Source organism: Segatella maculosa OT 289 (assembly GCF_000243015.1).
Taxonomy (GTDB): domain Bacteria; phylum Bacteroidota; class Bacteroidia; order Bacteroidales; family Bacteroidaceae; genus Prevotella; species Prevotella maculosa.
The window spans coordinates 40438-54779 of sequence record NZ_JH594505.1 but is presented as its reverse complement, the minus strand read 5'-3'; the positions used below and the strand labels follow the sequence as shown (position 1 = coordinate 54779).

The following is a 14342-nucleotide window of genomic DNA, read 5'->3' as shown; positions in this document are numbered from 1 at the left end:
TGAATATGGCTTTTAAGAAAGATTCAAAAGTAAAGAATAATTTTACGAAGATTACCATCGGTTTAGCCTCTCCCGAAGAGATACTGGAAAATTCGTATGGTGAGGTTACCAAGCCCGAAACCATAAATTATCGAACCTATAAGCCCGAACGTGACGGCCTTTTCTGTGAGCGCATCTTCGGTCCCACGCGCGACTATGAGTGCGCTTGTGGCAAATACAAGCGTATCCGTTACAAGGGCATTGTCTGCGATCGATGTGGTGTAGAGGTCACCGAGAAGAAAGTTCGCCGTGAACGGTCGGGGCATATCGAACTCGTTGTCCCCGTTGCACACATTTGGTACTTCCGTTCATTGCCCAACAAGATTGGTTATCTGCTCGGCATGCCGACCAAGAAGCTCGATGCTGTCGTTTATTACGAGAAATATATCGTCATCAAGCCCGGTGTCATGGAAGGCAAGAAAGACGCGGATGGTATCGAACTGAACGGCTCACAAAAGATGGATCTTCTCTCTGAAGAAGAATATTTCGACATTCTCGACCATCAAGTCGACCCTAACAACGACTATCTTGACGACAATGATCCCAATAAGTTCATTGCCAAGATGGGTGCAGAGGCCATCTACGATTTGTTGAGAGACCTTGATCTCGACAGTCTGAGCTATGAACTCCGCGACCGTGCCAACAATGACAGTAGCCAGCAGCGCAAGGCCGAGGCGCTGAAACGCTTGCAGGTCGTAGAAGCCTTCCGTGCTTCACAAGGTATCAACAGACCGGAGTGGATGATTTTGAAGATTGTTCCGGTGATTCCTCCCGAACTTCGTCCACTGGTTCCGTTGGATGGTGGTCGTTTCGCAACCTCCGATCTCAACGATCTCTATCGTCGTGTCATCATTCGTAACAACCGTTTGAAGCGACTAATGGAAATCAAGGCACCGGAAGTCATTCTGCGCAATGAAAAGCGCATGCTTCAGGAAGCCGTAGACTCGCTATTCGACAACTCGCGCAAGGCTTCAGCCGTGAAGAGTGAGAGCAACCGTCCGTTGAAGTCCCTGTCCGATTCCCTGAAAGGTAAGCAAGGGCGCTTCCGTCAGAACCTCCTTGGCAAGCGTGTCGACTATTCTGCACGCTCCGTCATTGTTGTTGGCCCCGAATTGAAGATGGGTGAATGCGGTTTACCAAAGCTGATGGCAGCCGAACTCTACAAACCGTTCATCATTCGCAAGCTCATCGAGCGCGGCATCGTGAAGACCGTGAAGAGTGCCAAGAAGATTGTAGACCGCCGCGAGCCGGTTATCTGGGATATTCTTGAGAACGTAATGAAAGGTCACCCCGTCATGCTGAACCGTGCACCGACACTTCACCGTCTGGGTATACAGGCTTTCCAACCCAAACTCATCGAAGGAAAGGCCATTCAGCTGCACCCGTTGGCTTGTACGGCGTTCAATGCCGACTTCGATGGCGACCAAATGGCCGTCCATCTTCCATTGAGCAATGAAGCCGTGCTCGAAGCACAGATCCTGATGCTTCAAAGTCATAACATTCTCAACCCTGCCAATGGTGCACCTATCACTGTTCCGTCTCAAGACATGGTGCTCGGTCTGTACTATATCACCAAGTTGCGTCCGGGGGCAAAGGGCGAAGGACTCAAGTTCTATGGCCCTGAAGAGGCCATCATTGCTCACAATGAAGGCCGTTGCGACCTGCATGCCAAGATAAATTGTGTGGTTGACGACTTGATTGATGGCAAACCCGTCCGTCATATGGTAGCGACTTCCGTTGGTCGGGTCATCGTCAATCAGATTATCCCTGATGAAGTAGGGTTCTTCAACGACATCATCTCAAAGAAAACCCTGCGTAGCATCATCTCCGATGTCATCAAAGCGGTCGGCATGGCACGTGCCTGCGCATTCCTCGATGGCATCAAGAACTTAGGTTATCGCATGGCCTACACTGCCGGCCTGTCGTTCAACCTCGACGATATCATTATCCCCGAGGAGAAGGCAGGTATCGTCAGCAAGGGACAGACTGAAGTTGACCAAATCAAAGCCAACTACGAGATGGGCTTCATCACCGATACCGAACGCTACAATCAGGTCATCGACGCATGGACACACGTTAACAACGACCTTGGAAACCTCTTGATGAAGCAGATGACAGAGGCTGACCAAGGCTTTAACGCCGTTTACATGATGCTCGACTCAGGAGCCCGCGGTTCAAAAGACCAAATCAAGCAGCTTTCGGGTATGCGCGGACTGATGGCCAAGCCACAGAAAGCCGGTGCCGAGGGTCAGCAAATCATCGAGAACCCAATTCTTTCCAACTTCAAAGAGGGAATGTCCGTGCTCGAATACTTCATTTCGTCTCACGGTGCCCGCAAGGGTCTGGCCGATACGGCCATGAAGACGGCCGATGCCGGATACCTGACACGCCGTCTTGTCGATGTTTCCCATGATGTCATCATCACCGAGGAAGACTGTGGCACGTTGCGTGGCCTCGAATGTCGGGCATTGAAGAATGGAAACGAGGTCATCTCCACGCTCTACGAGCGCATCTTGGGCCGTGTTTCCGTCCATGATGTCATCCACCCGACAACAGGTGAGGTCATTGTCCGGGCCGGCGAGGAAATCAGTGAGGCCAAGGCCAAGGTCATCGATGAGTCACCTATCGAGATGGTTGAAATCCGTTCGGTGCTCACCTGCGAAAGCAAGCGCGGTGTCTGCATGAAATGTTACGGCCGAAACCTTGCTACTGCCCGCATGGTTCAGCTTGGCGAGGCAGCCGGTGTTATTGCAGCTCAGGCGATTGGTGAGCCGGGTACACAGCTTACGCTGCGAACCTTCCACGCCGGAGGAGTTGCCGGTAACGCCGCAGCCAATGCAAGTATCGTTGCAAAGAACGACGCTAAGGTCGAATTCGACGAGATTCGCACCGTTCCATTCACCGATGAGGACGACAAGGAGTGCCAGATGGTCGTGAGCCGACTGGCCGAAGTACGCTTCATCGACCCGAATACCGAGATTGTTTTGAGCACATTGAACGTTCCCTACGGTTCTTCGCTCTACTTCAAACAGGGCGATCGCGTGAAACAAGGCGACTTGGTGGCCAAATGGGACCCATTCAATGCCGTTATTGTCACCGAATATGCCGGAACATTGAAGTTCAAAGATGTCGTTGAAGGCGTCACCTTCCATGCCGAAACCGACGATACGACCGGTCTAACCGAGAAGATTATCACCGAGGCCAAGGACAAGTCGAAGGTTCCTACCTGCGATATCATCGGCGCCAACGGTAAAGTGCTCGGCACTTACAACTTCCCTGTAGGCGGACACGTCGTCGTTGAAGACGGTGCAACTGTCAAAACCGGTGCCACATTGGTCAAGATTCCACGTGCAGTCGGCGGTGCCGGCGACATCACCGGTGGTCTGCCGCGCGTGACCGAGCTGTTCGAGGCCCGCAATCCGTCAAATCCTGCCGTCGTTTCCGAGATTGATGGCGAGGTGACCATGGGCAAAGTGAAGCGCGGAAACCGCGAAATCATCGTCACTTCCAAGACAGGCGACCAAAAGAAATACCTTGTTTCGCTGTCACGCCAAGTGCTCGTGCAGGAGCATGACGCCGTCCGGGCGGGCACACCGCTGTCAGATGGCATCATCACACCAAGCGATATCCTTGCCATCAAGGGTCCGACGGCCGTTCAGGAATACATCGTTAACGAGGTTCAGGACGTATATCGCCTGCAAGGAGTGAAGATTAACGACAAGCACTTCGAGATTATCGTGCGCCAGATGATGCGTAAAGTGCGCATTGATGACCCGGGTGACACCACGTTCCTCGAGCAGGAAATGGTCGATAAGCTCGACTTTGCCGAGGAGAACGACCGCATTTGGGGCAAGAAAGTAGTGACCGACGCCGGAGACTCTGAAGTTCTGAGGCCCGGACAAATCATTTCGGTCCGCAAACTGCGCGATGAGAACTCCTCATTGAAGCGCCGTGACCTGAAACCCGTTCAGGTGCGCGATGCCGTTGCAGCCACTTCGACCCAGATTCTACAAGGCATCACGCGTGCGGCCCTTGCAACCAAGAGCTTCATGAGTGCCGCTTCGTTCCAAGAGACCACCAAGGTGCTCAACGAAGCAGCCATCCGTGGCAAGCAAGACCGGCTCGAAGGCATGAAAGAGAACGTCATCTGCGGCCACTTGATTCCTGCGGGAACGGGTCTCCGCCAGTGGGACAAGCTCATCGTTGGCTCGAAAGAGGAATACGAACGCATGCAAGCCAACCGCAAGAATGTGCTCGACTTCTCCGAACAGAGCGTTGTTACGGAATAAATTTCCGTTAAAATAGCTATGAAAAAAGGCTGTGACATGATTGTCACAGCCTTTTTTGTTTTTCAATATCAGTCCTATTACCGCGCAATATGACCCATTTCGTCGTGCAATATGGCTGAGATTGTACTGTAATATGGCTGATATTGAAATGCAAGATATAAGTTATTGATTTCCAATGATTAGTCCTTAAACTTTTGTTCTCCTAACGGCAAGCGGTATATCAAAGTAAATCATAGGATATCCAAGAATATTTTATAACTCAATATAGCTGAAATTGCAATGCAATAGGGCCAAGACGGATATGTAGGGACGCACGAGTCGTGCGTCCACTCAAGCAGAATAGCAAACGAATATACATGGTTGTTGGAGCGGACGTACGGGCCGTGCGTCCCTGCATACATTCGCATAACCCATAATCTCACTCATTTTGTGCTCCGACATGAGTGCGCTTGCATTGAGACACAAGCCGCGAAAAGGGGCTATCGCTTGCCCGTAATGGCATAAAACACCTGCTTATGCCATGGACGCGAAAGGATTCTGTTGAGCTGATCCTTGTATCGTTTCACCGTTTTAAGGTAAAACTCCTCGAAATAAGTGTCTTCGTTCTTCAGTATATGAATCAAGGCTGCCTCCGTATACTGCTCCATGATGGCTGCATCGCGCGTGATATTGCCGCCATGTATCCTGTACATCACAAGCGGTTTGTCGATGAAATACACCTTGGGGTGGCGTTTGAACACCTCCAGCCACATTACCCAGTCTTCTTTCGCCCGCAGGAATTCCTTGAAAGTGAGCCCGTGTAGTATCTCTTTCGTAAAACAAAAGCAATGCGGAGGCACCGTGAAATCGATGTCCCATTGCAGCAACAGGTTCTTATACGTGAAGTCGTACTTCGACAAATCGCTGAAAGGAGGCTGCGGCTTACCGTTATGTTCTTCCGAAAAATTCGTGACCACGACATCGCATTTCTCCCTTTCGAAAGCCTTTACGCTCTCTTCGAGCTTTGTTGGTCGCAGGATATCGTCGCCGTCTAAGAACTGGATCCATTCGCCTTCGGCCTTACTCAATCCCGTATTGCGTGCGCCGGCGCACCCTTTGTTCGCCTGAAACACATACTTGAAGCGGGCATCTTTCGCTTGCCAGCCCTTGGCTATCTGGGCCGAAGTGTCGGTAGAGCCGTCGTCAACGATGATACATTCCCAATCGGGACAAGTCTGCTGGGCCACGCTGTTCAGGCATTCGTCGAGGAAAGCCTCTTGATTGTAGCACGTTACGATAACTGATGTCTTCATGTCTTACTGTTTGTTGCCTGATATGGAGGTAGGTCCAAGGCATACCTCAACCAGTTTGTGAAACTATATTTTTGCTTGATTTCTTCGGAAAGCGGCATGTAAGGGCCCGCAAGGAATGCTCCAAGTCCATCGAAGCAGCCGTCTTCGACCACAAAAATGTTCTCCGGACGATAGAAGTCATACCGTTTGACGCTCTTGTTGTCGGTAATCAGCTTCTTACTATACCTGATAGCCTCGAACACCCTGAACGATAATCCGTTGTGTTCGCAGGCCTTGATGTCGAGCAGTATACCTGCTTTTTGCGACGCTTTCAAGTAGGTAAGGAAGCCGACTCCCTTCTTTGAAAAGGTGATAATGGGGTGTTCGAACGCCACCGAACGCCACCCCAGCACCAAATGAATGTTCAACGTGAGGTTATATTTCTGAAGTTCGTCTACCATCTTCAGCAGCGAGCCCACGCGGTTCTCTAAATAAGCCCCCGCATACATCACTTCCGTGGGGTTTACCTCTACATTGGGCATCGGAAAATCGAAGTAGAAATTGGTACACGACAGCAGGTTCGGGTAGCGCGACTTGTACTTTGGTGCGTCGTTGGGGTCGAAAACAAAGAAGCGATCAAAGCAAGGTATCACCTCAAACACCCGTGGAAACCGCTCCAAACCGTCCCATTGGTAGCCCGTCGTCTTGACGGCAACGCGCAACAGCTCGTCGATGGTCGCCGGTTCCAGCATGTCGGAACGCATCACAATGGCATAGTCGAAATACTTCGAGTGGAAACGCCGCAGCACCTGCCCCACCCTTTTGGAATAATAAGCGGCTGCTATCCGCTTTTTATACTCCTTTCTGCCGAGAATATGCTTCAGCACGAAATTCACCATCAGTGTCTTGAACGTGTGCCTGAACTTGGGAGCCAGCACAATAGCCTTGCTGAACCCCAAATATTTAAGGTTTTTCTCGATGGCCTTGTAGAGTTCGAACTCCGGAGGCAATATGACGATGAGCTTCTTATCGTGATTTGTCATTTCATTAAACTTTACCAAACTCCGCTACAGCATGAAAAATAGCTCGCTTTGGGCTAACAGACAATGGCAAAAGTCGTGCCACGACCTGCCGTTCGTGCCGGGTTGGCATAGAATTTTCTCGTATTTATAACGGAAAATCCTTGCATTTATTTCGTAAAAACGGGTTCTTATCTTGCAGTAAAAGCCGTTTTCGGTGGGTCTTGCAGCTGAATTGGCAAGCAATCTGATGGACAACTGTTGCGCTGTCGGCCAAAAATAGCTTACAAGAGTCTTTAGTTGATATTGCTTGCAAGGAAGCATCGGCGAACAAAAAGCCTGAGCGGACGCACGAGCCGTGCGTCCCTACATACCAACGAGGAAGCATCGGGGAGCAAGCTGGGCGAACCTTCTGCAAGATTGACACTGCTCTTGGGGAGAATATTCTTCCTATTCGATGTTTTAATCCTGTTTTTTCAGTAACTTTGCAAGCACATGAAATATGTCGAGGTCGTACTTCCGTTGCCCTTGGACGGGCTTTTCACCTATTCCGTTGCCGGAGACTCGGAGGCAATGATAAGGGAAGGCTGCCGTGTACTCGTGCCGTTGGGCAAGAGTAAGCGGTATGTCGGCATCGTGATGCACGTGGTTGAGGTGGAACCCGCATTCGATGTGAAGCCGATTGTAGCGGTGGTCGACCGGCAACCCATCTTGCTTCCCCGGCAAATGCGGCTGTGGCAATGGATTTCCAACTACTATCTTTCGCCCTTGGGCGACATCTACAAGGCGGCGTTGCCGGCGGGATTGAAGGCCGAGGAGGGCTACAAGCCGAAGACGGAGACCTATGTCACGCTCGCCGAAGCCTACCGTAGCGAGCAAGCTTTGCATGTGGCCCTGAACATTTTGGCGCGTGCCACGAAGCAATTTAAGGCCTTTACGGATTTTCTTTCGCTGTCGCATTGGGACTCGCTGTCGGGAAATACGACGCAAGAACCATTGACTGAACTCACACGCGAGGAGCTGATGAACGCCGCGAACTGCTCTTCTACGGTCGTCAAGGCGCTCGTCGACCGCAAGATGCTCAGCCTTTACGAGCGAGAAGTGGGGCGACTGAACACTTCCGAGGAGGCACAGGCCAAGCAAATAAAGCCTTTGAGCGAGGCGCAGGCCAAGGCTTTCTCGGCTATCTGTGCGCAGTTTTCGACGAAGAATGTCGTGCTGTTACACGGTGTTACGTCGAGTGGCAAGACCGAAATCTATGTACATCTCATTCAACAAGAGCTCGACCGGGGCCGACAGGTGCTCTATCTGTTGCCCGAAATCGCCTTGACCGTGCAGATGATGAGCCGACTGAAAAAGGTTTTCGGCAGTCGTTTGGGCATTTATCACTCCAAATACAGCGACGCCGAACGCGTTGAAATTTGGAAAAAACAGCTTTCTGATGCGCCTTACGACATTATCTTAGGCGCGCGCAGTGCCGTTTTTCTTCCTTTTAAAAGCTTGGGACTCGTGATTATTGACGAGGAACACGAGACGAGTTTCAAGCAACAAGAGCCGTCTCCCCGCTATCATGCACGCAGTGCGGCCATCATGCTGGCGGCAATGTACCGAGCCAAGACCTTGCTCGGCACGGCTACGCCCTCGATGGAAAGCTATTTTAATGCGCAGCAGGGCAAATATGGGCTCGTGACACTTTCCACACGGTTCAAGAACATCGGGCTGCCTGAAATCGAAGTCGTGGACACCAAAGACCTGCAACACCGAAAGATGATGACAGGACCATTCTCTCCCCGCCTGTTAGAGGCCATCCACAAAGCGATGTCCGAAGAAAAGCAAGTCATTTTGTTTCAGAATCGCCGCGGTTTCGCGCCAAGAATAGAATGTAAAGACTGCGGTTGGGTGCCGAGATGCACGAACTGCGACGTCACACTCACCTATCACAAGCAGTTCAACCAGCTCTCCTGCCATTATTGCGGCTTCACATACGGCGTTCCGGAAACGTGTCCCAAGTGCGGCGGCGTGCATCTCACGGGGCGAGGTTACGGTACAGAGAAGATAGAAGACAAGGTGAGAGAACTCTTTCCCGAGGCCCGCGTCGCCCGAATGGACCTTGATACGACGCATACACGCAATGCCTACGAGCGGATTATCGACGATTTCTCGGCCGGCCGCACGAATATTCTCATCGGAACACAGATGATTAGCAAGGGACTTGACTTCGACAACGTCAGTGTAGTGGGTATTCTCGATGCCGACGCCATGCTCAACTATCCCGATTTCCGTGCCTACGAACATGCTTTCATGATGATGAGCCAAGTGAGTGGGCGTGCCGGTCGGAAAGGCCGGCGCGGATTGGTCGTCCTACAGACCAAGAATGCGGACCTACCTGTTATCAATCAGGTGGTGAACCACGATTTCAAAGCGTTCGCCCGCGACTTACTTGACGAGCGATCGCTGTTCCATTATCCGCCTTTCTACCATTTGGTGTACGTCTACCTCAAGCATGCCAAGAACGAAGTGGTAGAAACGGCCTCGCTGGAGATGGGCGGTCGGCTCCGACAATACTTTGCCGACCGTGTACTCGGACCCGATAAGCCCGCCGTAGCCCGTGTGAAGACGATGCATATCCGTAAGATTGTTATCAAACTTGAGAGCAGCATCGACCGAAACCGAGTGCGAGAGGCCTTGCGTTACGTCCAAAAACAAATGATGCAGGACAAGCATTACGCCGCCCTGCACATATATTATGATGTCGATCCGCTGTAGATGCGACGTAAATCTTAGAAGTTGATGTCCACTCCGGCCCCGAATACATTGTTGTTTCGGTTGAAGTCGGCCTTGTAAGTGAGTGGTGTTCCACCCAAGTTCTCGGTCTTGTCGCTCTTGAAATGGCTGTAGAACGTGTGGAAGTAGGCCAGATTGAGATCTACTTTCTTGCTTAGATGCAAACAGACACCTACTCCGACAGAGTTGGAATTGGTAACAAACGACTTATCGTCCATGTATTCCTTGGTCAGACCATAGCTTGTGTTCTGCCAACCTGCGCTAACAGTCACCATTTTGCTTGCATCAAACTCCACACCGGCATTCCATTCCACCGTACCTCGCTTGAGTTTGTCCTCACGGTGCTGATATGAGGTGGCTTGCTTATCAAAAAAGTAATGGAACCCCGCGTTGATTTTCAATCCATCGACAGGGGTATAGCCCGCACCCACAGCAAGATAGGCCGGAATATCGCTCGCTATCTTCTTTCCGTCAGCAAATTCGCCGGTCGCTTCTTCTATCTTCTGGTCGAATTGCGTCTTGATGGCCTGCATTGCTCCTGAAATTTGGGGATTGGTCAGCACGGCTTGGGCCTGAGCAGCCGTCATTCCGGCCTTTACAAACATCACTCCCAAGGTGTTGGGCAGGTTACCGATGCTTGGCAACTGGTTCACGGCCTCGTTCTTCAAGCGCATTCGGGTCTTGAACTCATATTTTGCGGCAAAGTTCCAGCGACCTGTCTTGTAGTCGATACCAAGAATAGGAGTGAAGCCCACGCCCGTTTGGTCACAGTTCAGCTGAATGTCCGAAGCATTTGTCTTGCTGGCGTCGAGCATTGTATAGAGCGGCACTTTTCCCACCCTGATATTACGCACGTAACCATAGTAGTTGCTCATGGCATATACGCCGCGAACGCCGGCAAATACGCTCAGGTCGGGGCGCAAACGATAGGCCGTTCCGAGCGAAAGACTGTAATAATACTGCCGACCACGCATATAACTGTCGAAAGCATAGGTGCCTTGCGTGCCAAACATACGGTCGCTGCTCAGTCCTAAACGGCTTCCTGTGGCGTGATCCAAAGCCTTTGCCAACCCGGAAACGCCCATTCCAATCTCACCGACAATCTTTTCAAACGACCCAAGGCCGTTATCAAAGGTGCATTTTCCGCCACCTCCGGTCACACCGAACATGGCTTGAAACGAAAACTTCTTCCAGTTGTAGGCAACCTGAAAGGATGGGAGCACCGGCGCAAAGGCCGTTCCCTTGAATTCGCGTGTGGTTGAGGCGTTGTTTTGGTTATGTCCGAAGAGCAGATAGTCGTTGTTAATCGTTCGGCTTTGGAAAACAAGCTGCCAATTCAATGAAAGATGCAACCCATCTTCCATAAATGCCACGCCGGCAGGGTTGGAATACACACCATCGATGCCGATGGAAGCCTCACGGCTCAACATTCTGTCGAAGGCTACATTTTGATTGGTGTTCGTCAGCAGGCCACCTGCCCACGTTGTTTGCGACGCTGAGATTGCAATTGCAATGAAAGCGAATTTTAATTTATTCATCTTTAAAAACCTTAATGAAATTCGTCGCAAAGTTATCTATATTGTTCTGAATGTCGATATAATTGCCGTTTATTTTAAAATCAGTTAACGTAACGAGGCATTATTCTTGCGCAAATCTCCTTTTTTGTGCAGGAATGTGGGCGCAGTTGATAATAAATGGGGAGTATTTGTTGTTTGATTGTTGACGTATTTGATAAACCATGCGAGTAAATATGCACATTTATTGGAGCGGACGCACGAGCCGTGCGTCCCTACATACCATCAAATGGTTCGTCGCATCAGTCCGATTGATAATCAACGACTTATATATTGCTTTTCAATCTCACCCATTTTACCGCGTAAAATGGGTGGGATTAGCGTGCAAGATGGGTGAGATTAGCGTGCAAAACAGCTGAGATAACGCGGCGAAGAAATGGAGAGTGGCGCACTTCCTCTTCATTTTAAGGAAGCATGCATGCGATTGCCGGTGAGTTGATGGGGTTATGAAGGCAATTTGCATTATCTTTTTAAGGAAACACGCATGGGACTATTAAGGCTAAAGTGCGATGTCGCCAAGAATTCTTTCGGTGGACCCGACACGGCTTTTCACGAATTCTCCGGCATTGCGGCCAGCGGATTGCAGGAAAGAAGCATCGGTTTCGAACCGCATCATGAGGGCGCTGAACGCCTGATAGTCATCGATTTCAAAGCCACCCTGCGCCGTCATCAGGCCTTGAGCCTCTTGGAAATGCTTGTTATTTGGCCCGATGATGACGGGAATATCCCACACCGCAGCCTCCAAAACGTTGTGAATGCCCACACCGAAGCCGCCACCCACATAGGAAACCGTGCCGTAATGATAAATCGAAGAAAGCAACCCGAAGCAGTCGATGAGCAGCACATCGGCCGCGGAAACGTTGGTTTCGGTGGCCTCCGAATAGCGAATCACCCGCCTACCTTTCAGCAAATCGAGGATTTCAGCAATGTGTTCCTCACTGACTACGTGTGGGGCCACGATGACTTTCCAGTCTTTATGCGTTGAGAAATACTTGAGGAAAATCTCTTCATCGGGCAACCATGACGAGCCGGCCACAAAGACTTTCTGCGCGCCGGCAGTGAACTTCTCGACGAGGGGCAGCCGTTTGCTGGCCTCTTTAATCTGGAGTACGCGGTCGAAACGCGTGTCGCCGACAACCTCGACTGCCGTTATTCCCAACCTACTCAGCAGAAGTTTGCTCTCTTCGTTCTGCACAAAGAAGCGCGTAAAGCACTTCAATACACGCCCATAGCTGCGCCCATACCACTGAAAGAAAATCTGATCGGGACGGAAAATGCTGCTGACACTGTAGGCAGGAACGCCACGATGTTGAAGAATGTGGAGGTAGTTATACCAGAATTCATACTTGATGAAGAAGGCCATCACGGGCCTTACCGCCCTAAGAAAGCGGCGGGCGTTGCGTATGGTGTCCAAAGGCAGGTAGCAAATGATGTCGGCTCCGTCGTAGTTTTTGCGCACTTCGTAGCCCGAAGGCGAGAAGAACGTGAGCAAAATCTTATACTCCGGGTGCTCGTTCCGAATGCGTTCGATCAGCGGACGCCCCTGTTCGAACTCACCGAGTGAGGCTGCATGGAACCAAACATACCGGGCATCGGGGTCTACTTTCGCCTTCAACAGTCGAATAGCCTGCCGTTCTCCAGCCCACATCTTTTTGACTTTCTTGTTGAAAAGGCTTGCTACAGCCACTCCGAACAAATAAAGATAGATTACGATTTGATACACGACCTTCCGTTGGTTTTGTCATTTTATGATGTTGCAGCCTTATTTCAGCACGTCGATAGCCTTTTGCAACCGCTTCAAGGTTTCTTCTTTTCCCAAGAAAGCAGAGATGTCGAACATGCCGGGGCCCTTGCCTTCGCCGACCAGCGTCAGGCGGAAAGCATTCATGATGTCGCCTAATTTGTAGCCTTTGTCCTCGACCCATTTCATCACGACAGGCTCCTGACCTGCCACGGTGAAGTCTTCAATGCCCTCGAGCACAGTTGCCAGCTCGCTCATCTGCCGGGCCGAATAGTCCTTCCAACGCTTTTTCACCGTCTTTTCGTCGTATTCTGATGGTGCAATAAAGAAGAACGAGCAAAGCGGCCACAGCTCTTTCACGAAGTTGACACGGTCTTTCATCATGTGAACCACCTGTGTAATGCGCTCCAAAGGCTCGTCGACTCCATTGTTGGCAACGATAGGTGCAAAGAGTGTCGCTATCTCTTCGTCGCTCTTTTTCAAGATATATTCGTGGTTGAACCATATTCCTTTCTTATAATCGAACTTGGCTCCGTGGAGCGAACACTTGCTGATATCGAAGGCATCTACAAGTTCTTCGAGGGTGAAAAGCTCTTGTTCGGTTCCCGGATTCCAGCCCAACAGGGCCAGAAAGTTAATGACAGCCTCGGGGAAATAGCCGCTTTCGCGATAGCCCGAAGCCACTTCTCCGGTCTTGGGGTCGTGCCATTCCAACGGGAAAACGGGGAAACCGAGCCGATCTCCGTCGCGTTTACTCAGCTTGCCTTTGCCTTCTGGCTTGAGCAACAAGGGTAGATGGGCAAACCGGGGCATCGTTTCTTCCCAACCGAATGCCTGATAAAGCAACACGTGGAGCGGTGCACTGGGCAACCATTCCTCGCCTCTGATGACGTGGGTTATCTGCATCAGGTGGTCGTCGACAATGTTTGCCAAGTGGTAGGTGGGTAGTTCGTCGGCGCTTTTGTAGAGCACCTTGTCGTCAAGAATGTCGCTTTTGACGACCACTTCGCCGCGAATCATGTCGTTGACACGCACCTCCTTGCCCGGTTCTATCTTGAAACGAACGGTATATTGTGCGCCACCGGCCATCAGTTGCTGCGTTTCGGCAGGCGAGAGTGTCAGCGAATTGCGCATCTGCGAGCGCGTATGGGCATCATATTGGAAGTTCTTTATCTCGGTCCGCTTGGCTTCTAGCTCTTCTGGCGTATCGAAAGCGAGGTATGCTTTGCCTGCATCGAGTAGCTGTTTCACATAGTCTTTGTAGATTTCGCGACGTTCGCTCTGACGGTATGGCCCGTGGTTTCCGCCGAAACCTACGCCTTCGTCGAACTTGATTCCAAGCCAACGGAACGACTCGATGATGTATTCTTCGGCGCCGGGAACAAAGCGATGTGAGTCGGTATCCTCTATTCTGAAAATAAATTCGCCCCCGTTACGACGTGCAAAAAGGTAGTTATAGAGGGCAGTACGCACACCGCCGATATGCAAAGCACCCGTAGGGCTGGGCGCAAAACGCACCCTTACTTTTCTTTCTGACATTTTTTCTGACGATATTTTTGTGCAAATTTAATATATTTTTTTCAGTTTTGCGTATTTTTTTAGTATTTTCGCAGGGTAAACCAAAT

7 protein-coding genes are annotated in these 14342 nt (G+C 50.8%); 2 read left to right on the top strand and 5 right to left on the bottom strand.

Features of this window, described 5'->3' with window-relative positions; translation table 11 throughout:
• Positions 1–5: 5 nt before the first annotated feature.
• Positions 6–4328, top strand: coding sequence for a DNA-directed RNA polymerase subunit beta' (gene rpoC, locus HMPREF9944_RS08540; RefSeq protein ID WP_008565779.1), 4323 nt, complete (start codon positions 6–8; stop codon positions 4326–4328).
• A 479-nt stretch (positions 4329–4807) separates the two neighbouring features.
• On the opposite strand, the gene HMPREF9944_RS08535 is transcribed toward rpoC, so the two are convergent.
• Together HMPREF9944_RS08535 and HMPREF9944_RS08530 are read right to left on the bottom strand one after the other, a co-directional pair.
• Positions 4808–5620 carry a glycosyltransferase family 2 protein gene (locus tag HMPREF9944_RS08535; RefSeq protein WP_008565778.1) on the bottom strand — a complete coding sequence of 271 codons (813 nt, stop codon included), beginning with the start codon at positions 5618–5620 and terminating at the stop codon, positions 4808–4810.
• Complete coding sequence (locus HMPREF9944_RS08530; protein ID WP_008565777.1) at positions 5617–6642, bottom strand: CgeB family protein; 1026 nt, start codon at positions 6640–6642, stop codon at positions 5617–5619. The genes HMPREF9944_RS08535 and HMPREF9944_RS08530 overlap by 4 nt, the downstream gene beginning before the upstream one ends.
• A gap of 471 nt (positions 6643–7113) precedes the next feature.
• Here HMPREF9944_RS08530 and priA point away from each other — a divergent pair, with 471 nt between their 5' ends.
• A complete protein-coding gene (gene priA, locus HMPREF9944_RS08525) occupies positions 7114–9384 on the top strand; it encodes a replication restart helicase PriA (RefSeq protein WP_008565776.1) in 2271 nt (756 codons plus the stop codon).
• A gap of 14 nt (positions 9385–9398) precedes the next feature.
• On the opposite strand, the gene HMPREF9944_RS08520 is transcribed toward priA, so the two are convergent.
• From HMPREF9944_RS08520 to gltX, 3 genes are all read right to left on the bottom strand, one after another.
• Complete coding sequence (locus HMPREF9944_RS08520) at positions 9399–10940, bottom strand: OmpP1/FadL family transporter (protein WP_008565775.1); 1542 nt, start codon at positions 10938–10940, stop codon at positions 9399–9401.
• Positions 10941–11475: 535 nt separating this feature from the next.
• Positions 11476–12699, bottom strand: a complete 1224-nt coding sequence (locus tag HMPREF9944_RS08515) for a 3-deoxy-D-manno-octulosonic acid transferase (RefSeq protein WP_008565773.1) — start codon at positions 12697–12699, stop codon at positions 11476–11478.
• Positions 12700–12738: 39 nt separating this feature from the next.
• Complete coding sequence (gene gltX / locus HMPREF9944_RS08510; protein ID WP_008565772.1) at positions 12739–14256, bottom strand: glutamate--tRNA ligase; 1518 nt, start codon at positions 14254–14256, stop codon at positions 12739–12741.
• Positions 14257–14342 lie beyond the last annotated feature (86 nt).

What these genes read in the sequence shown, in the direction of transcription:
- rpoC (WP_008565779.1), top strand. Translation starts at nt 6, where the DNA reads ATGGCTTTTAAGAAAGATTCAAAAGTAAAGAATAATTTTACGAAGATT.
- HMPREF9944_RS08520 (WP_008565775.1), bottom strand. Translation starts at nt 10,940, where the DNA reads ATGAATAAATTAAAATTCGCTTTCATTGCAATTGCAATCTCAGCGTCG.
- gltX (WP_008565772.1), bottom strand. Translation starts at nt 14,256, where the DNA reads ATGTCAGAAAGAAAAGTAAGGGTGCGTTTTGCGCCCAGCCCTACGGGT.
- priA (WP_008565776.1), top strand. Translation starts at nt 7,114, where the DNA reads ATGAAATATGTCGAGGTCGTACTTCCGTTGCCCTTGGACGGGCTTTTC.
- HMPREF9944_RS08530 (WP_008565777.1), bottom strand. Translation starts at nt 6,642, where the DNA reads ATGACAAATCACGATAAGAAGCTCATCGTCATATTGCCTCCGGAGTTC.
- HMPREF9944_RS08535 (WP_008565778.1), bottom strand. Translation starts at nt 5,620, where the DNA reads ATGAAGACATCAGTTATCGTAACGTGCTACAATCAAGAGGCTTTCCTC.